Raw genomic sequence first — 19,193 nt, forward strand, 5'->3', positions numbered from 1 at the left:
TATTAGAACAGGTGTTCGAATGAATGGCAGAAGGAGTCGATGATGTCTGTTGTGGAGATAAGAGATCGTGGTATCCAGGCAACTCGCACAGTAAAGCCCGTGATGCGGGTAGCGGGTGGCATACAAGATCCTGCTTCTGTGCGTAATTCCCGGCTACGTGTTGCTGTTCGGCCAGATATGCCGCGCAGTGATGGTAAGCGGTCTCTGTATGCTGTTCCTAGCGCGGCATCTCCTGCGCGTATTCTCGATAGTCGAGGCTCTATAGAATGGCGGTTAGACAATCAGCGCCGTAGCGCAGTATCTGCTGAACCGGCAGCTAGTTTGGAATTATGGGGGTATATGCGTGAAGGATTTGCCGTGCTTAGGACGGGTGTAAAAAACATACGGCTTCGTGGTGTTGTGTATACTATTACTCTTTTTGCTACGTCAATCCTTGCTGCTGTTCTAGTTGCATCGTTCTTTGGTTTAGCCCCGCAAGCAGGTGAGTCTCTTGTTGTGCAGCCAGGGGATACGATTGCTTCCATTGTTGAATCTCTCGATGCTCCGGTAGAAAGTTCACGTGTGGTCTCAGACATCTACGCATTGAATGTGATTGATGGGGGAGTTGTACGTCCTGGGCAGAAACTTATTCTACCTAGATACTAAATTTTAGTAGTTTGTTCTGCGAAAGATGTCTCTAACGCGCTACTGTTGGACTATGCATTGTCCTTTCTGTCGCTACGCCGATTCGCGCGTGATTGATACTCGTACGTCTGATGATGGAACAGTCATCCGGCGCCGTCGCGAATGCCCACAGTGTAAACGTCGTTTCTCTACGTCTGAATCTGCAACACTCATGGTTGTGAAACGATCAGGTACGTCGGAACCTTTTTCGCGTGAAAAAATTGCCGCTGGTGTCGGTAAAGCGTGTCAGGGGCGGCCGGTTACTGATGATCAACTTGCCGTGCTTGCCCAGAAAGTAGAAGAAAGCATCCGGGCTCAAGGAATCGCACAGATTGATGCGCATGATATCGGTCTGGAGATCCTTGAACCTCTACGGCACCTCGATCAAATCGCGTATCTGCGTTTTGCATCCGTTTATTCGAACTTCGATTCGCTTGAAGATTTCGAAAAAGCAATTGATGTTTTGCGAGCCGATTGGGAAGTTTTGCGAGCCGATTGTGAAGAAAACTAAGCGGAGCGCCGCCAATAATCTATTAACGCAAAACCCCAGTACAGCAACTTTGATTTCTGTACTGGGGTTTCTGACAACATCTACAATCTACTTTTACTCTTGTGAATCTTTAGGCTTACGCTGCTCAGTGCCGTGCTTAGAGGATAAAAGCCCGCCGCGATATTGGCTCACCCATGCTTTGAAACTATCCACAGAAAGTCCAGATTGACGTGCAGATGATTCCATCTCTTCTGTAAGTTCAGCATGGTCAGTGCCATTCGACATGCGATCCATAAACTTAAGCCGGAAAGATTCGAACTTTTCAGCGTTCTGTTCGGTCCAATCTTTCCAATCCTCTTTAGAAGCTTCGGCACGTTCGCGCAATGCCACCCAATATTCATCAACTAATGAAGAAGCATTCGTAGAAGCTTCCGAAAGCTTCTCACGCCACTGGCCAGAGTTAAGTTCAAACGAAGAAAGCTTGTCACGCACTGCACGTCGCATCACCTTGCCGATTTGGGAACGAGGAAGTTCGTCAAGAATCGCGATCGATTTAGGCATCGCGTAATGGGAGAGCTTATCTTCAGTCCACTTCCGCACTGCGTCGATATCCACAACAGCCCCAGGTTCCAAAACTAGCGCGGCAACAACTGATTCTGAGAAAGAATCGGTTGGCATACCTACCACGGCAACATCAACAACGCCTGGCATTTGACGTACAGCATCCTCAACTTGGGAAGGGTAGACGTTGAAGCCGCCATTGATGATCATTTCCTTCTTGCGATCGGCCATCACGATAAAGCCGTCGTCCCAGAATCCAAGATCGCCGGTACGAAGCCAGCCGCCCTCTAAGAATGCGTGAGCCGTTTCTTCGTCGTTACCTAGATAGCCCTGGAAAATCTGTGGCCCACGTGCGCAAATCTCACCTACGTCTCCATCCCGAGTAATGATCTGTGAAGGATCTTCTGGATCCACAATCTTCATTTCGGTGGATGGGAATGGGATGCCTAAGGTGGATGGGCGACGATCAGGTGACATGGGAGAGCCAGAAAGGACAGGGGAGGCCTCGCTCATGCCATAGCCTTCGATAATGTAGCCGCCGGTGGCTTTTTCCCATCGGGTGGCAAGTCCAGGATCAAGCGCCATCGCTCCAGCAACAGAATATTGAATCGACGTGAGGTCTGCCTTTTTACCCTTGTCAAGGGCGTCCAGAATACGCTTGTACATTGGAGGCACGCCACCAAAGAAGGTGATCGGATGGCGGGCATGGCCGGCCAGTAGAATATCTACGTCAAACGATGGAGTCATCACGATGGTGGCGGCGGAATTGACGCATACGCTCAACGATAGTTGAAGGCCGAAGGCGTGGAAGAACGGTAGCACGGCGGCAACTGTTTCCTTACCGCGTTCGAAGTGTAAAAGCCACGCTTCGGTTTGCTTGGCGTTCGCAACGATATTCCGGTGGGATAGTTTGACTGCCTTAGGTGTGCCAGTAGTGCCGCCGGTTTGAAGTAAGACAGCGATCGAATCTGGTGATACATAAGAGGCGGTAGTGATGTTGGATGGATCAGCGAACTTTACTTGATTGTCCCACGAATGGACGCCTGCCGGTACGTTGCCGCGGAGTTTAGCGCGCTGTTCGCGCGCAGCCTTGATTGGCAGCCGCAAAAGGAATTGGGATTTGGACGGTAGAGCTTTGACTAGATTGACTGAGAGGTAGGTGCGGCCGTGGAAATCTCCATCTCGCAGGAGCTTTTCAATTGTTTGCTCCCAGGCGATAACTACTCGCGATTGGACTAGATCGAGCTGGTCGTTGAGTTGGGCCAACGGGGCTAGTGGGTTGTGTTCTGCTACGGTAGCGCCGAGTGCAGTGATGGCGTAGAACGCGGTGAAGTGCTGTGGGCAGTTGGGGAGGATGACGGAGACGACGTCGCCTTCGCGCACGCCACACATTTTCAGTACAGTGATCGCGCGTTCAACATCGGAGGTGATCTGTTCGTAAGTCCATTCGCGTCCCAAAAAGTCGATGGCCACGCGGTTCGGGTAATCTGCTACCGCGTCAATGAGCATACGTTCTACCGTGGTGTTGGGGATGTCGATAGATGTAGGTACGCCATTGAGGTAGTGTTCGTGTGCTCGTTCCATGTTGGTCATATCCGTCTCTCCTTTAGTGACCGCGAGTGGATAAACTGATCGTCTAATCGTAAAGCTACCAGACCGTAGGTTGATATGTGGTGTGTTGTGCGGCGTGTTACGAAAGAGCTGGCGGCAACGGCGCATCTGTGACCACAGCTAGCCTGCGGGTTGCGCGAGTCATTGCCACATAAAGATCGCCCGGGCCTTCCTTGGCGATCCCCATCGGATTCACAACGATCACGGAATCGAATTCTAGGCCTTTTGAATCGCGAGCGTTCATGACTCGGATACGCTTCGTGACGTCAGTGCCAGAGTTATCAATGCTCCAGGCATCTAACGCAGGATTGCCAACAATGGCTTCTTTCGTGCGCGCCAGCAGGGAGTTTGGTGCGATGATCGCCAACGTACCGTGCTCTTGCCCATACTGGGAATCGAGCCGTTCGCATTCGGCGCCCGTCCGTGCCACAAGAGCATCAAACAATGTGGCAGTCTCAACCGAATCTGCCACGTAGGTATCTGGCAGATCGCGTACGGCGCGTACTGGCCGCACCGGGTGCCCAATGTTGCCCATCACCGCACACGCCCGATCGAGCAATGATGATGGCGTGCGGTAGGACATGGTGAGTTGATCGATCCGTGTGAACTCGCCAAGTGCGCCAAGCGCCTGCTTCCAGCCGCCGCTTGGCGCGCCGTCCGGCCGCTGATCGACGTCCCCAACGATTGTCATAGAGCGTGACGGGTTGCGCCGTGCGATCATCCGCCATTGCATGTCGGAGAGTTCTTGGGCTTCGTCAACAACTACGTGCCCGTAGGTCCAGGTGCGATCGGTTGTGGCGCGTTCCGCGAGTGTATCTGCGCTATCGCCGCCGTAGAGGCGTTCAGCGACGTCGCCTGCATTAACGATCCCGCCGCCGAGCCCCATCGCATCCATCGTGTCAGAGACGTAGGAATCGTGGGTTCGCCGCTGGTTTTCGAGTGCGCGTTCTTGGGCGCGTTCCGCGTCGGTTGCGAATTCGCCGAGGTGTTCTGCGAGTTCGTCAAGGATAGGGATATCGGCGCGGGTGAATCCGGAAGAACGATCACGGTGTAGGAGCGCGCGTTCGGCGTCGGTGAGTTCGGGTGCGATTCGCGCCAGCAGTTCGGGGTAGTGGTAGATTCGCGCAAGGAGCGTAGTTGCCGACGACGGTAGCCAGTGCAGGTTGATTTCACGGCGGGCATCGATCGATTCGATCACGTCTCCGTAGAGGAAATCGTTGTGGACGAGATCGATGTCGAGTGCATCTGCGAGCTGCTGCGCGAGTTGTTCCACTAGGCGTTTTGCATAGATTTCGCGGGCTTGGTTGTGTGGTTTGCCAGATCGGCGGGCTTTGCGTTGTGCCGCATCTACCATTTTGGGGGTGAGTGTGAGTTTTTTCCCGTTGATAACGATGGTTGCGGTGTCCCGGCGCGGCTTTTCCACGATTTTGCGGATTGCGCGCTTGGCGAATTCGGCCCAGCGAGTATCGCCTTTCAGCGCGGCGACGTCTGCTGGTTCGGTGGCTGTTGCGCGCACGTTTGGTAACAGATCATCGACAGTTGTTGAGACGACGTCGGACTCACCGAGCGCTGGAAGCACCTGATCGATGTAACGCAAGAAGATTGGGGAGGGCCCGATGATGAGGACGCCGGAGCGTGAGAGACGCTCACGGTATGTATAGAGAAGGTAGGCGGCGCGGTGGAGCGCTACGGCGGTTTTGCCGGTTCCTGGCCCACCCTGCACAACGAGGATTCCGTTCACATCGGAGCGAATGATCTGATCCTGTTCGGTTTGGATTGTGGCAACGATATCGCCCATGCGCCCGTCACGCGCTTTGCTCATCGCGGCGAAGAGCGCGCCTTCACCGGTGAGGTTGAGATCATCGGAGTGGGTATCGGAATCGGTAAGTAGTTCGTCTTCCACTCCAATCACTGTGCGGAGCCGAGTTTGGATATGACGACGCCGGCGCACGTTTCCTGGGTGAGCTGCTGTTGCTTGATAAAATGGTTCGGATTGGGCGGCGCGCCAATCGGTTAAAATGATGTCATCGTTACCATCGCGAAGTGTGGTTCGGCCGATGTGGTGAATTTTGCCGTCTTGAGTATCAAGGCGGCCAAGCACGAGCCGATTTTCTACATTGCGTAACCGCACAAGGTTATCTTCATAATGTGTTGCAAACGAGTCACGTTCTGAGACTTGACCTGGGGTTCCGCGGCCGCCTTGTGCACGAACTTTCGTTAGTTGATCAGCGTAGTATGCTCGCTGAGCATCGAGCGCATCATACGCTTGCGAGACGAACGTCTGTTCTTCTGCGATGGCTTTGTGCTGCGCGGTAAGTTCCGTTTGATCGGTCACGTGTGCCCTCCGAATAAAAATCAAGTCCCATAATTATTCCTTATTTTGAGCACAGATGCACACCTGACTGACGATGTGACGCTATCGCTATTCGAGACCAGCATACTAATGGCATGATGTTCTACAGTTAAGAGTGATGAATACTTGAGGAGGGTTGATGGCTAACTTTGTGACATATCCTGAGAACCTAGGGGATGTAACAGTTCCAACGTTGCTGATTGGACTAGTTGATCATTTAGTTGATCCTGGTGCCATAGGGCAGGCCGTCAATGCGTGCATTGATTTGCTCGATTCTGTTGAGGTTGCGACTTTTGATGCAGATCCTCTCTACGATTATCGAGCACAGCGGCCAATCGTCACCTATGTTGATGGGATTCTTGCCTCCAGTTTTGAACCAGGAATGTCACTTGTGCTCGTCACTGATGTCAACGGCAACCCGTTCCTCTACTTGCATGGAACAGAACCTGATTTTCATTGGCCACGCCTCACAGAAGACATCTTGGAAATCGTGTCCCGTTTCGGAGTCGAACACATCTTCTCTATCAACGGTATGCCAGCGCCGATCCCGCATACGCGCCCGGCAGATATGCTTATCCGAACAACGCAACACGTAGAAAACCCTGCGATTGTTCACGGGCAAGCCAGCCATCCGGCGTCGTTATCCGACTACGCGGAATATCAACTTGGAACCCAAGGCTACAAAGCAACGAACATTCGCGTGCGTGTGCCACTATATATGTCCAGGTCAGATATGCCATTCTTCTCCGGTGCGCTCGCGGTTGTACGGCAACTGGCAACGCTCGGCGGCCCCACAATCCCACTTGGAGATCTGGAACAACACGAAGATCAGCAAGCGGTGGAACTCGTCGGCGTAGCCGAACAAGACGAACAATTCGCACGCATGATAGCCCAATTTGAAGAAGAATACGATTCATCTGACCAAGGCTTCGTGAAAATACATGAAGAATCGGGGCCACTCCCAACGCCAGATGAAATTGGCGCTGCGGTTGAACGATTCTTAGCCATGCAAGATTCGAACCCACTAGAAGGGATCGTCACCCAGCCTGAACGCGCACCAAAAGAAAAGACGAAAGCGGCAGAACCTGCACAAGCGCAGGACCTGCGCACCCAACTCAAGAATTCGCTATCCCAACTGTTCAACCGTAAACACGGCAACTAATCAGCACGCGGCCACCCGGCCTCTGCGTCAGTTACGGCAGATTCTCCTGCAGACTGGCGCAGAAGATCGGTTTCATTAATGAACCGCGCGGGCATCGGCAACTTACGCAACAAGCGATCGAGTGCATCTGTATCCAACGGAACATGCGACGCTACTAGGATAACGTTCCCAAACCGGCGCTTCTTCATAATCGCCGGATCAGCGATCGCAACGACGTGGGCGAATGCGGCGCGTGCTCCCTGAACTTCCCGATAGACGGGGCCAAGCCCGCGTTCACCCGCAACGTTCACACAATAAATGCCGCTTTCCGCCAGCAAACTCGCAGCACGAAGATAAGCCTCTTGCGAAGCCATATAAGCCGGAACCCGGCCGTCGATAAATGTATCGCGAATAATCACATGCCACGAACCAGAGTTCGTATCCAACGTGGTGCGGGCATCCTGCGTACGAATCCGCACGGCAGGGGAGGACGGCACATCGAAATACTCCCGGGCAATCGTTGCCAACTCCGGATCGATTTCGATTGCCAACTGGCGTGATCCTGGGCGCTGCGCCGCAAAACTACGCGCCAACGCACAACCAGCCCCACCCAAATGAAGAATCCGCAACGGCGCATCTGGCGCAAACACAACGTTCATTGCCTCGCGAACATGTTGCATATATTCGAACTCCAAATGCAACGGATCATTGAGATCGATAGCCGTGGATTCGGCGTCGTCAATAAAAAGCGTACGAAGCGAATCGTTCGTGTCGATACGAACACACGCCATCGACGTCTGAAATGTGAGCGAACCTGAAGCCTGAGATTTACGTGCCATTGCTTCAGCATAACCGGCACAACCACGCTACGCTAAAAGAAACGAAAAGGAGGGGAAGACGTGTCCAAAGCACCACGATCGCAAGCCGCGCGCCGTTTTTGGGGCGACGACGACACCCACACTCCCATCCTTCACATGGACATGGACGCCTTCTTCGTCTCCGTAGAACTACTCGAACGCCCAGAACTCATCGGGAAACCCGTAGCCGTTGGCGGGCTAGAACGCGGCGTCATCTCCGCCGCCTCCTACGAAGCCCGAACCTACGGCGTGAACTCAGCCATGCCCGTCGGCCTTGCAAAACGGCGCTGCCCACACCTCATCATCCTCCCCACAAACCGCCACAAATACGCCGCCATCTCACAACGCGTCATGGACTACCTGCGAACCATCACGCCCGCCGTGGAACAACTCTCCGTAGACGAAGCGTTCCTAGACGTGAGCGGAGCACGCAAACTCTTCGGAACCCCAACCCACATCGCCACCACCATACGCGAATGGATACGAACCAACGAAGGAATCCCAGCCTCCATCGGAATCGCCTCCACAAAACACGTAGCAAAAATCGCCTCAGCCCACGCCAAACCAGACGGCCTCCTCCTCGTGCCCCACCACCGCACCCAAGACTTCCTCAACACCCTCCCCGTAGGCGCACTCTGGGGAGTAGGCGACAAAACCCGCGAACTCCTCCACCGCAAAGGAATCGACACCGTCTCAGACGTTGTTGCAATCGGACCACAACGGCTCGTCACCATCCTCGGGCAAGCACAAGGCAACCACCTCTACCGGCTTGCCATCGGAGACGACCGCCGCAACGTCCAACCCCAACACGAAGAAAAATCCATCTCCCGCGAACACACCTTCTTCGATCCCGTCACCTCTACAACCGACGCACTTAAAGCAATCCTCTACCAATCACACGACGTCGCCCGCCGCCTACGCGCCCAAGACACCTACGCGCGAACAATATCCATCAAAGTCCGCTACTCCGACTTCACCACACTCACCCGCTCCATCACCCTCGGCGCCCCCACCAACACTGGCGCAGACATCTACGACGCCGCCACCAAACTCCTCACACAACTTCCCATCGGAAACAAAGGAATCCGACTACTTGGCGTTCGCGCCGGCCAACTCTCACACCAAAACGACGGCCTCCAACTCACCCTCGGAGACGACGGGCGGCGCTCGCGAGCCGAAGAAGCCATGGATCTTGTGCGGCAAAAGTTCGGAAGTGGATCGCTTCAACAGGGATCGTTGGTGCGAAAGAACGAATCAGATTCGCTCTGATCTTGACCTTGGGGATAGTTCCGGTATTGTGAAGATGTAACAGCATGAGAAGGGAACCATTTATGGCTCTGTCAGATTACGAGCGTCAAATGCTAGAACAGCTCGAAGCACAACTCAAAGGTGAGGATCCAAAGCTTGCTGAATCGTTGGCTCCGGAAGATCCTAACCAGACCCGCATGGCCCTATCCGCGCGCCACCTTGTGCTGGGGCTGATTATTGCTGTCTCAGGTTTGGGTGTGGTTTTGGCAGGCGTTGCTACCGAACTAATTATTGTTGGTGTAGCTGGGGCCGTGGTTGTGTGGCTTGGCCTCATGTATATTCTTAAAGGCATGTCCCAAGTTCCAGTTGAAGCGGGTGCTGCGCCAGGGCCGAAGCCACAGAGCGGTAGTGCTGTTGAAAGCTTTTTGGAGCGCCAAAAGCGCGCATTCGAGAAGCGCCGTGAAGAAGGCGGATTCTAGCAAGGTCTTTGTTGAAATATGTGTGATGGGAGCAGGTTGCCTGCTCCCATTTTTGTATGCCTTTGTCTGTGACTATATGTAGCAGTGCAGTGCCTCGCGGTGGCTCGTAGCGCTTCGCGGTGGCTCGCAGTGCCTCGCGGCACCTGCATTTTTATAGGAAATCCGGCACGGGCTCGCTGTATGTTGCAGGGCGTGTCGGATTTTCAAGGTTTTTGCAGGTGCGCCAGGCGAGAAGCGGAGTCGGCTGAATGTCCCTCCACTTTGCTCCACAGGTAGGTTTTCATGGCTGTGTAGATAGCAAATATCAGCCAATCTAAGGGATTTTATGGACATAAGCACCTGTAGTAACGTTATTCACTCCACTTACTTTTTGGCGATTTTAGAATAATTCTGCGCGGCAAATATCCTTTTCAATCCCAAACGTGGTGGGTTGTGGGGTAAAGTGGAGGCAACGTTGCATGAAGGGGGGTGAACGATGTTCCTTGGTACCTACGAGCCACGGCTTGATGACAAGGGGCGTCTCATTCTTCCTGCCAAGTTTCGTGATCAATTAGCTAACGGTCTGGTAGTAACGCGAGGTCAGGAGCACTGTTTATACGTGTTCCCGTTTGCAGAGTTCGAAAAGGTTTTGGAACGGTTACGGCAAGCGCCGATGACGTCCAAGGAAGCTCGAACGTACACTCGAGTGTTCCTGTCTGGAGCGAACGATCAAGTTCCTGATAAACAAGGGCGCATTACACTCCCAGTTGCGCTTCGTAGCTATGCAGGGCTGGATCGTGAACTGGCCGTTATTGGTTCAGGTGATCATGTAGAAATTTGGGATGCGGAAGCATGGAACACCTTCCTAACAACAAGTGAAGATGAATTCGCTGACAGGGAAGAAGAACTTATTCCTGGTGTTTTCTAGCCGCGTTGGCCCTCTTCTAGTTTCCTGAGGCAATTCCCCAGCTTCAGGCGGCTAGCGGGGGACCTGTGTGGCGTAGATGCGCTGGGTGTGAGCGTTTTATGAAAGGAACGTGAAGTGTCGAAAACTGCCGATAATAATGCGTTGCACGTTCCCGTGCTGCTCCAGCCAATTATTGATATGCTCGGGCCTGCCTTGGAAGGCGATTCCGTGTTGATCGATTGCACGCTTGGTATGGGTGGGCATAGTGAAGCGTTTTTGCGTACCTTCCCTTCGTTACGTGTGATTGGCATTGATCGTGATGAGCAGGCTATTGAGTTGGCTAGTGCTCGGTTGGCTCCATTTGGGGATCGTTTTCAGGCGGTTCACACCACGTATGACGACGTCGATCGGGTTGCGTTCACCTATGGAAAGTCTGGGTGTGTGGATGCGATTTTGATGGATCTTGGCGTGTCTTCACTGCAGCTGGATGAAGTGGACCGCGGTTTTTCATATTCGCAAGACGCTCCGCTTGATATGCGTATGGATACAAGCAAAGGCATGACAGCAGGCGAATTGCTCAACTCGTATTCGCATGGAGAAATTGCTCGTATTTTGCGTGTTTATGGTGAAGAAAAGTTCGCTTCTCAGATTGCGCGTGCCATTGTTAAACGGCGTGAGGATCATCCGCTTGAACGCACACGTGAGTTGGCTGATCTTGTTCGCGATACGATTCCTGCTCCAGCACGGCGTAAGGGCGGTAATCCTTCTAAACGCACGTTCCAAGCCTTGCGCGTTGCTGTGAATAATGAACTGGATGTTTTGGAAGCAGCTGTTCCACGGGCATTAGAAGCACTGCGGGTTGGCGGACGTATTGCCGTGGAATCGTACCAATCCCTTGAAGATCGGATTGTCAAGGATGCTTTTAATGTTGGACTCACGTCCACATCTCCAGCGGGTCTCCCAATAGAACTTGCTGACCATGCCCCATATCTAGCACCGCTTACGCGCGGCGCTTTCAAAGCTGATCGGACCGAACAAGAGCTCAATCCGCGCTCCGCATCAGTACGTCTTCGCGGTGCGGAACGTCTCCGCCCCACACCTTCACACATTGATCAGCCATTCCGCAGGCAAGGAAGTGCGTTATGAGTTCCACTGCACAGGTACGAAAACTCAACGTTGTCCCATCATCGCGCCCGATTATCGAGGCTCCGGGACTCCACGTCGTTCCAACTCCAGCTCCAGCACGGGGCTTTTTCGGGACTGTCCTTCTATGCGCAACGATCTTTCTTGGATCGCTCGGCACCGCGTTCTACCTGAATACGTTGATGGTTGCCGGGGCCTACGAACTTAAAGACATCACTATTGAACAAAACGCGTTATCAGCTCGTGAAGCCACGTTGTCACGTGAAGTAAACACAAATTCATCCCCAGATCAACTGCGGAGCTTGGCCAAGAAATTTGGTATGGTTCCCGCAACCTCTATGCTGTATGTTGATACTGAAACTGGAGCGATCACTGGGCCATCCAATAATGCAGAATGAGTGGTGAGGAGGAAGGAACGTGGCGGATTATAGGAGACATGAGCCCGCCTCACTCACACAACGTATAGCCAGTAACTATCGGCGTGGAATGGGCGAAGGCCGTGGCGGTGGAGCCGTAGCCAGGAAATACACTAACCGGAGGCTATCAGTAACGATTGTGATCGTTCTTGCCGTAGCCTCTCTGTTATTGACGCGTCTTGTTTACTTGCAGGTTTTCCGTGCGTCGGATCTGGCGGATGTTGCTAGTAGTCTCCGTAGCCAAACGATCAATCTTGAAGCCAAACGTGGTGACATCGTGGATGTGCATGGCAATATCCTTGCCACATCTGTGGAACGGTATAACGTTCGCGCTAACCAGGTTGAACTTGAGTCATATCGTGAATATGACAAGAATGACAAGCTGATTGGCACAGGCGCCGCAGCTGCAGCAAAAAAGCTGGCACCAGTGCTGGGTATGGATGAAGCTGAACTTGCCGGGCGCTTCCTTGGCGGGCAGGAAAAATATCAATGGGAACTGATTAAACGTGATATTTCCCCGGATAAATGGCGGGAAATTAACGATTTAGGGATCCATGGAATTTACCCTGAACGCTATATGCAACGTTTCTATCCGAACGGATACGTGGCCGGAAATATTCTCGGCTATACAGGTGTAACTGCAGAAGACGATACTGTTGCTGGCCGCGCCGGAATTGAATCCACATATAACGAATTGCTCGCCGGTAAGAACGGCACGCTGAAGATCGAAGCTGGTCCATCGGGCACCGTCTTCCCGCAGGCGCCAAAAAAAGAGACGCCCGCAGTAGATGGTGGAAAAGTGAAGCTCACGATTGATCGTGATCTTCAGTTAGCCACTCAAGAAGCATTGGATTCAGCAGTCAAGAAGACGGGAGCAGAGTGGGGCTCCGCCGTCGTCATTGAAATCGGAACTGGGCGAATTCTGGCGTTAGGTGATTCGTCTGCGCCAGATCCTTCCAACCTGCAACACGTCAACCCAAACGATTGGAATTCGCGCGCCGTTCAAGCGGTTGTTGAACCGGGATCGAGTGGAAAAGTTATCACGCTGTCAGCGGCACTTGATGCAGGGGCGGTGCACCCAACCGATACCTTCGTGGTTCCCGATACGCTTGTAATGCCAAATGGCCAAAAGATTTCAGATAACGATAACCACGCAACCGAAACGATGACTGTTGCAGGTATCATCGGGAAATCGTATAACACCGGACTTGTACAAATAGGTGACCGGATCAAAGATAAATACCGCTACTCTATGCTCCAAAAATTCGGTATCGGTGCTAAAACCGGAATTGAACTACCAGGGGAGACCGCTGGTATTTTGAATCCGTACGAATCCTGGGACGAACGCACGCGTTACACCACAATGATCGGTCAGGCCTGGGCTGCTTCCACACTTCAACTAGGGCAAATGATTTCAATCATCGGAAATGATGGTGTGAAAGTTCCTCTCCATATTGTGGATGGAACCTATACAGATGGCGGTAATTTCACACCAACCGTGATCGGTGCATCTGAACAAGTTATCTCTCCTGACGCCGCCAGGGCAGCCAACCAGATTCTTCAAGGGGTGACGCGTTCAGATTCAACAGGCGAGCTCGCACGGGTTCCCGGATATAACGTGGCGGGAAAAACTGGTACCGCAGAAGTTCCTGATGAATCAGGAAATCTGACCAAGCGTGTGGGGACCTTCGTTGGGTTACTTCCCGCGGAAAAGCCTCAAGTGGCTATTGCTGCAGTTATCTACAATGCGTCTGGCCCAGGCTACGGTTCTACAACAGCAGCTCCTGTTTTTGCAGAAATTGGAAAATTTGCGATGCGCTCCTTGGGCGTCGCACCGTCAACTGAACCACTGGTCAAATTCCCGTGGACACAAAGTGAGTTACCATGATTCGTCCCGTCCACGTTACGTCCACACGTCTAGGCGAACTGATTGCCTCATGCCCAGCAGAATATGCTGACGTTGCCATCACAGGTGCGACAGCGGATAATCGCCAGGTAGAGCCTGGCGATCTCTTCTTTGCAATCCCGGGTGCCACAGCACACGGGGCACGCTACGCGAATAGTGCAGTGGCGTCAGGCGCAGTTGCCGTTATCACGGATACAGACGGAGCAGACTTCGTGACTGCAGATGTTCCCGTGATCATTCTTGCGGATGTAGCACGCCACGTTGGAGATATCGCGGCAGCTGTGTATGGTTTTCCTGCGCAGAAGCTTACGACCTACGCCGTCACTGGTACGAATGGGAAAACTACCACGGCTTTCATGATCGATCACATCTTGAATACGTTAGGGGAGACAACGGGACTTATCGGAACCGTTGCTGTGAAAATTGCTGGACAAGAAATTCCCGCCCAACTCACCACTCCTCAACCAGCCGATCTTCAAGCCATGCTAGCTGCGCTAGTAGAGCGCGGCGGTACTAGTTTGGTGATGGAAGTATCGTCCCATGCGATTGCTCAAGGCCGAATCGAATCGATTAATTATTCGGTTGCCGGGTTCACGAACCTCACCCAGGATCACCTGGATTACCACAACACGTTGACGGAATATTTTGAGGCGAAAGCTCTGCTTTTCACCGAAAAATTCTCACGAGTAGGCGTTGCGATCACGGATACTCCATGGGGAGAAGAGCTGGTAAAACGTGGCAATGAAAGGGTTGCTGCGCTCGCATCGCAGCCGGATCAGCCTGCCGGCTGGCGCTTCACTGGGCAGGCGGACGGAACGTTGACGCTTCGTGGGGAAAACTGGGGGACTATCACCACGTCAACGAATCTTCCAGGCGATTTCAACATTGCCAATGCGGCTCTTGCTATAGCAATGGTGGCAAAGGCCGGCTATTCGGCAGAGGCGATTTCGGCGGCGTTATTAGCCAGTAATGGGGTGAATCCGCAGGTTCCAGGCCGGATGGAAGTTGTGGCGGAGGCGCCACGAATCGTTGTCGATTTTGCACACAATGAAGATGCATTAACTAAGGCGATTGAGGCATTGCGCCCAAGTACGCAAGGGAATCTGATTGTTATTACAGGTTCGGCTGGCGATCGTGACGTCACGAAGCGCCCGCTTATGGCCAAGACTGTTGCGGAACGCGCAGATGTTTTGGTTATCACAGACGATGATCCACATTCGGAAGATCCAGCGCACATCCGAGCGGACTTGATCGCCGGAATACCAACGGATACGAACTGGATTGAGATTGCTGATCGCCGTGAAGCGATCACTGCGATGGTCACGGATGCCTGTGCGGAAGATACTATACTTATTGCCGGTCGGGGGCATGAGACTATCCAGGATATGAATGGGACTCTGGTTAACCTTGACGATCGAGAAGTTGCGCGTGAAGCACACGCGAAGCGAAGGGCATAAAAGATGATCGGGATGACGATAGAACAGGTAGCGACGTGCGTTGATGGCACAATCAGCACCGAACCTGCCGATTCGCTTGTGACAAGCATTGCAACTGACAACCGTACGATTTCTGGTGGTGAACTCTTTGTTGCTATTGCGGGCGAACGGGTTGACGGAAATCGGTTTGCTCAGGCGGCCTTGGACGCTGGAGCTGTGGCAGTGTTAACGGCGGATCCGGCGGCTGCGTGTGCTACGGGAGCTGCGCCTGAACGCGTGATTGCAGTTGACGATCCGATCGTTGCGCTTGGCAGGTTGGCCCACGAACAGGCTCACATTGTGCGGAAGTGTGGCGCTGAAAACTTCCAGGTTATTGGTGTGACGGGTTCGGTTGGAAAGACGACGACGAAGGACCTCCTCGCTCATCTTCTTGGGCAGCGTGGCCCGATTATTGCGCCTCCGGGATCGTTCAATAATGAGTTGGGGATGCCTCTGACTGTGCTTCGTGCGGACGAATCAACGTCAACGTTGGTTCTGGAAATGGGGGCCGATCATATCGGTAACCTCGCGTACCTTACCGGTATTGTAGCACCAGATGTTTCGGTTGTTCTTGCGGTTGCCCGCGCCCACCTAGGCGAATTTGGTGGCATTGAAAACGTTGCCCGCGCCAAATCTGAGCTTGTGGAAGGAACGCGAGAAGGCGGCGTCGTCGTCCTTAACTATGATGACGAACGCGTGCGGGATATGGCGAAACTGGCCCCTGGAAAAGTCGTCTATTTTTCTGCAAGCGGCGCGTGCCGTGACGGAGTGTGGGCATCGGACGTGACTCTGAACAAAACCGGCCAAGCCTCATTTATCCTCCACTACGGACAATCCGAATCTCGCGTAGAACTCAAACTTATCGGCGCTCACCACGTTGCAAACGCGCTTGCCGCAGCAACCGTGGCACTCGTGTGTGGAATCGAACTGGACGACTGTGCGCGCCTCCTCACTGAAGCAAACGCAGGAAGCCCACACCGCATGGATGTGTGGGAACGCAACGGAACTACAATCATCGACGATTCGTACAATGCAAACCCGGATTCAATGAAAGCTGGCCTCACTGCGCTAGCTCACCTAGGAACACATCGCCGTAAGATCGCAGTACTTGGAACAATGCTCGAACTTGGCGAAGAATCGGAAGCGGAACACGCACACATCGGTGAACTCGTGGCGCAACTCGGTATCGATACTCTCATCGCCGTAGGCCCAGGACTCTCCCCAACCATACTCACAGCACGCCAAGGCGGGGTAGAAGTCCACGAAACCCTCAACGTGGCAGAAGCAACTCAGTTGCTTACCGGCCTTCTTGCCGAAGGTGACGTAGTCTTGCTTAAAGGTTCTAACGGTTCTGGGGTGTGGCGGCTCGCAGACGCTTTAAAGGAGAACGATCGCTAAATGCTTGCGATTCTTATTGCACTAGGAACGGCGCTGATCATCGCGCTTTTAGGTACACCATTTTTTATCAAGGTGTTGGAAAAGCGCTCATACGGGCAGTTTATCCGTGAAGATGGGCCTACCACCCACCTGGTTAAACGCGGAACACCCACGATGGGTGGCGTGGTTATCATCGCGGCAACCATTATTGGATGGGCGGTTGCAAACCTCACCACGCAACGTGTACCTCAAATCTCTGGGTTTTTACTGCTTGGCCTCATGATGGGCATGGGTATGGTTGGCTTCCTCGATGATTTTACGAAAGTCCGCAAAGAACGTTCGCTTGGGCTGACTCCGCGTGCGAAAATGATCGGTCTTGGCACTGTTGGTATCGTGTTTTCGTTGCTGGCCTTGCAGTTCCCTAATGACATAAACCGCACGCCTGGATCTACCGCCATCTCCGCCGTTCGCGATCTGCCAGTGGACTTCAGCTATCTCGGATATGGCGTGGGCATTGTTTTGTTCGTGCTGTGGGCCAACTTTTTGATCAGCGCGTGGTCTAACGGCGTGAATCTAACCGATGGCCTTGATGGCTTGGCCGCGGGTGCTTCCATGCTGGCGTTTGGTGCCTACACGATCGTGGGAATCTGGCAGTACTACCAAAGCTGCGAATCCGTGGTTGCGGCCAGCCCCGGATGTTATGACGTGCGCGATCCGCGCGAAATTGCCATTATTTGTGCGGCCATCGTGGGGGCATGTTTCGGCTTCTTGTGGCACAACACCTCTCCGGCAGCGATTTTCATGGGCGATACCGGTTCACTGGCGCTCGGTGGCGCTTTCGCGGGCGTCTCAATCCTTACTCGTACTGAAATCTTGGCAGTGCTACTTGGTGGCTTGTTCGTGGTGATCGTGATTTCTGATGTTATCCAGATCGGCATGTTCAAACTCACTGGCAAGCGCGTGTTCCGAATGGCGCCGTTGCATCACCATTTTGAGCTGAAGGGCTGGAAGGAAGTCACGATCGTTGTGCGCTTCTGGTTGATCCAAGGGCTCTTTATTTCTGCTGGCATGTTCTTGTTCTACGCAGAATGGTTGGCACAGCAATGATCATCCCTGGGGCTCATCGCTTTGATGGGCTGAACGTTGCGATTCTTGGCGTTGGAAAATCCGGCCGCGCAGCGATTGAGGCGCTCCGTGCTCACACCGCTGCACGTTTGGGGGCTTGGGATTCGTCTACGGCTGCGATCGATTCGCTTGATCGTTCATCCCTCGAAGAAGTATACGCATCTGCAGATCCTGCACAGCTGATGGAATCCTTGCTTGGTTGGGGCCCGGATATCGTGGTGATTGCGCCTGGTTTTAGGCAAAGTGGCTACGAGTGGGCTACGTTGCGTGCGCGCGGGATCCGCGTGTGGTCTGAAATCGAATTGGCGTGGCATTTGCGGGCGCAAGCAGACGATGGTACATATGCTCCATGGCTGTGCGTTACCGGCACAAACGGCAAAACCACCACGGTTGGAATGGTTGAATCGATTGTGCAGGCTGCAGGCTTGCGTGCGCTGGCAGTGGGTAACGTTGGCGTTCCGGCTGTAACAGCCGTGTCGGATACGTCTGCTAACGCACCGCAAGTGTTCGCCTGCGAACTTTCTTCGTTCCAGTTGGCTGCCACTTACTCGATGGAACCAACATCAGCGATCGTGCTGAACTTGGCAGACGATCATTTAGAATGGCACAGCACGCGCGAAGAGTACGCGAATGCGAAGGCAACGATCTATGAACGGACGCACCGGGCGTGTGTGTATCCCGTAGGCGATTCTGTGGTCCAAGGGATGGTGGATAGCGCGGACGTAATCGAAGGCGCCCGTGCGATTGGTGTTTCATTGGGAATTCCATCGCTCGGCCAGCTCGGTTTTGTGGAAGATGTGGCCGTGGATCGCGCCTTCAACGCCACTGCCCATTCACATGCGGAAGAACTGTTTACGCTGGCTGATCTGGAACATCTTTCGCCAGAAGGATATGCTCTTCCTGCACATATTGCGAAGGACGCGCTGGCAGCAGCAGCCCTTGCCCGATCGATCGGCATCCCCGCCTCCGCTGTTGCTCAAGGTCTACGTGATTACACGCCTGGAGCACACCGGATCGCTCACGTGGCTACGGTCAACGGCGTGGCATACGTGGATGATTCGAAAGCTACGAATGCCCATGCTGCCCAAGCGTCGCTTCTTGGCCACGATACGGCAACCACTATTTGGATTGCGGGTGGGTTAGCAAAGGGCGCGTGTTTTGACGCGCTGGTGGAGCGCGTTCGTGATCGTCTTGCTGGCGTGGTTGTTATTGGTGTTGATCAGGAACCGTGGCGTGCCGCCTTGGCGCATCTTGATGTTCCAGTGACGTATATTGATACTGATGCCCAGGATCCGATGGCAGAAGCGGTGGCGCAGGCTACGGCGTTGGCCGTCCCAGGGCAAACAGTGCTTTTGGCCCCCGCCTGTGCATCCCAGGATCAGTTTGTGAGCTATGGAGAACGCGGCGATAAGTTCGCGAAGGCTGTAGCAGAATTGGTGGCGTCACACGAGGAGGAATAAGA

At 53.5% G+C, this 19,193-nt stretch carries 16 protein-coding genes; 13 read left to right on the forward strand and 3 right to left on the reverse strand.

Annotated elements, in window-relative coordinates; translation table 11 throughout:
• Window positions 1-399: 399 nt before the first annotated feature.
• Window positions 400-645 (forward strand): LysM peptidoglycan-binding domain-containing protein, encoded by a 246-nt coding sequence (locus ARCH_RS10100; protein ID WP_187286517.1) that lies wholly within the window; start codon window positions 400-402, stop codon window positions 643-645.
• Between the two features lie 52 nt (window positions 646-697).
• On the forward strand, window positions 698-1,174 hold the full coding sequence (gene nrdR, locus ARCH_RS03345) for a transcriptional regulator NrdR (RefSeq protein WP_041640342.1): 477 nt from the start codon (window positions 698-700) through the stop codon (window positions 1,172-1,174).
• Between the two features lie 93 nt (window positions 1,175-1,267).
• Here nrdR and ARCH_RS03350 read toward each other — a convergent pair whose 3' ends face one another.
• Together ARCH_RS03350 and ARCH_RS03355 are read right to left on the reverse strand one after the other, a co-directional pair.
• Window positions 1,268-3,307, reverse strand: coding sequence for an AMP-binding protein (locus tag ARCH_RS03350; RefSeq protein WP_013169891.1), 2,040 nt, complete (start codon window positions 3,305-3,307; stop codon window positions 1,268-1,270).
• A gap of 97 nt (window positions 3,308-3,404) precedes the next feature.
• The gene (locus ARCH_RS03355; RefSeq protein WP_013169892.1) at window positions 3,405-5,660 is read right to left on the reverse strand and encodes a HelD family protein; all 2,256 of its coding nucleotides are present in this window, start codon (window positions 5,658-5,660) and stop codon (window positions 3,405-3,407) included.
• Window positions 5,661-5,817: 157 nt separating this feature from the next.
• On the opposite strand from ARCH_RS03355, the gene ARCH_RS03360 reads away from it, so the two are divergent.
• Entirely contained in the window at window positions 5,818-6,840 is a 1,023-nt protein-coding gene (locus tag ARCH_RS03360; protein ID WP_013169893.1) for a PAC2 family protein, read from the forward strand.
• Here ARCH_RS03360 and ARCH_RS03365 read toward each other — a convergent pair.
• On the reverse strand, window positions 6,837-7,658 hold the full coding sequence (locus tag ARCH_RS03365) for a spermidine synthase (RefSeq protein WP_013169894.1): 822 nt from the start codon (window positions 7,656-7,658) through the stop codon (window positions 6,837-6,839). The genes ARCH_RS03360 and ARCH_RS03365 overlap by 4 nt on opposite strands.
• Window positions 7,659-7,718: 60 nt before the next feature.
• Here ARCH_RS03365 and dinB point away from each other — a divergent pair, with 60 nt between their 5' ends.
• The 10 genes from dinB (at window position 7,719) to murD (ending at window position 19,191) form a co-directional block, all read left to right on the forward strand.
• Complete coding sequence (gene dinB / locus ARCH_RS03370; protein WP_013169895.1) at window positions 7,719-8,945, forward strand: DNA polymerase IV; 1,227 nt, start codon at window positions 7,719-7,721, stop codon at window positions 8,943-8,945.
• A 62-nt stretch (window positions 8,946-9,007) separates the two neighbouring features.
• On the forward strand, window positions 9,008-9,403 hold the full coding sequence (locus ARCH_RS03375) for a DUF3040 domain-containing protein (RefSeq protein ID WP_013169896.1): 396 nt from the start codon (window positions 9,008-9,010) through the stop codon (window positions 9,401-9,403).
• 475 nt (window positions 9,404-9,878) lie between these two features.
• Window positions 9,879-10,310 (forward strand): division/cell wall cluster transcriptional repressor MraZ, encoded by a 432-nt coding sequence (gene mraZ, locus ARCH_RS03380; protein WP_013169897.1) that lies wholly within the window; start codon window positions 9,879-9,881, stop codon window positions 10,308-10,310.
• A gap of 114 nt (window positions 10,311-10,424) precedes the next feature.
• The gene (gene rsmH, locus ARCH_RS03385; protein ID WP_013169898.1) at window positions 10,425-11,435 is read left to right on the forward strand and encodes a 16S rRNA (cytosine(1402)-N(4))-methyltransferase RsmH; all 1,011 of its coding nucleotides are present in this window, start codon (window positions 10,425-10,427) and stop codon (window positions 11,433-11,435) included.
• On the forward strand, window positions 11,432-11,830 hold the full coding sequence (locus tag ARCH_RS03390; protein ID WP_013169899.1) for a hypothetical protein: 399 nt from the start codon (window positions 11,432-11,434) through the stop codon (window positions 11,828-11,830). The genes rsmH and ARCH_RS03390 overlap by 4 nt, the downstream gene beginning before the upstream one ends.
• 88 nt (window positions 11,831-11,918) lie before the next feature.
• On the forward strand, window positions 11,919-13,736 hold the full coding sequence (locus ARCH_RS03395) for a peptidoglycan D,D-transpeptidase FtsI family protein (protein ID WP_111724908.1): 1,818 nt from the start codon (window positions 11,919-11,921) through the stop codon (window positions 13,734-13,736).
• The gene (locus ARCH_RS03400) at window positions 13,733-15,211 is read left to right on the forward strand and encodes a UDP-N-acetylmuramoyl-L-alanyl-D-glutamate--2,6-diaminopimelate ligase (RefSeq protein WP_013169901.1); all 1,479 of its coding nucleotides are present in this window, start codon (window positions 13,733-13,735) and stop codon (window positions 15,209-15,211) included. Before ARCH_RS03395 ends, ARCH_RS03400 begins: the two co-directional genes overlap by 4 nt.
• A 12-nt stretch (window positions 15,212-15,223) precedes the next feature.
• The gene (locus ARCH_RS03405) at window positions 15,224-16,627 is read left to right on the forward strand and encodes a UDP-N-acetylmuramoyl-tripeptide--D-alanyl-D-alanine ligase (RefSeq protein ID WP_223804419.1); all 1,404 of its coding nucleotides are present in this window, start codon (window positions 15,224-15,226) and stop codon (window positions 16,625-16,627) included.
• Window positions 16,628-17,713: a phospho-N-acetylmuramoyl-pentapeptide-transferase gene (mraY, locus tag ARCH_RS03410; RefSeq protein ID WP_013169903.1), complete on the forward strand. Its 1,086-nt coding sequence runs from the start codon at window positions 16,628-16,630 to the stop codon at window positions 17,711-17,713.
• On the forward strand, window positions 17,710-19,191 hold the full coding sequence (gene murD / locus ARCH_RS03415) for a UDP-N-acetylmuramoyl-L-alanine--D-glutamate ligase (protein ID WP_013169904.1): 1,482 nt from the start codon (window positions 17,710-17,712) through the stop codon (window positions 19,189-19,191). Before mraY ends, murD begins: the two co-directional genes overlap by 4 nt.
• Window positions 19,192-19,193: the final 2 nt, after the last annotated feature.

Source organism: Arcanobacterium haemolyticum DSM 20595 (assembly GCF_000092365.1).
Taxonomy (GTDB): domain Bacteria; phylum Actinomycetota; class Actinomycetes; order Actinomycetales; family Actinomycetaceae; genus Arcanobacterium; species Arcanobacterium haemolyticum.

Excerpts from the sequence above, each read along its gene's own strand:
- mraZ (WP_013169897.1), top strand. The coding sequence starts at position 9,879 with ATGTTCCTTGGTACCTACGAGCCACGGCTTGATGACAAGGGGCGTCTC.
- ARCH_RS03350 (WP_013169891.1), bottom strand. The coding sequence starts at position 3,307 with ATGACCAACATGGAACGAGCACACGAACACTACCTCAATGGCGTACCT.
- ARCH_RS03365 (WP_013169894.1), bottom strand. The coding sequence starts at position 7,658 with ATGGCACGTAAATCTCAGGCTTCAGGTTCGCTCACATTTCAGACGTCG.
- mraY (WP_013169903.1), top strand. The coding sequence starts at position 16,628 with ATGCTTGCGATTCTTATTGCACTAGGAACGGCGCTGATCATCGCGCTT.
- ARCH_RS03405 (WP_223804419.1), top strand. The coding sequence starts at position 15,224 with ATGACGATAGAACAGGTAGCGACGTGCGTTGATGGCACAATCAGCACC.
- murD (WP_013169904.1), top strand. The coding sequence starts at position 17,710 with ATGATCATCCCTGGGGCTCATCGCTTTGATGGGCTGAACGTTGCGATT.
- ARCH_RS03390 (WP_013169899.1), top strand. The coding sequence starts at position 11,432 with ATGAGTTCCACTGCACAGGTACGAAAACTCAACGTTGTCCCATCATCG.
- ARCH_RS03375 (WP_013169896.1), top strand. The coding sequence starts at position 9,008 with ATGGCTCTGTCAGATTACGAGCGTCAAATGCTAGAACAGCTCGAAGCA.
- ARCH_RS03400 (WP_013169901.1), top strand. The coding sequence starts at position 13,733 with ATGATTCGTCCCGTCCACGTTACGTCCACACGTCTAGGCGAACTGATT.
- ARCH_RS03360 (WP_013169893.1), top strand. The coding sequence starts at position 5,818 with ATGGCTAACTTTGTGACATATCCTGAGAACCTAGGGGATGTAACAGTT.
- ARCH_RS03395 (WP_111724908.1), top strand. The coding sequence starts at position 11,919 with ATGGGCGAAGGCCGTGGCGGTGGAGCCGTAGCCAGGAAATACACTAAC.
- nrdR (WP_041640342.1), top strand. The coding sequence starts at position 698 with ATGCATTGTCCTTTCTGTCGCTACGCCGATTCGCGCGTGATTGATACT.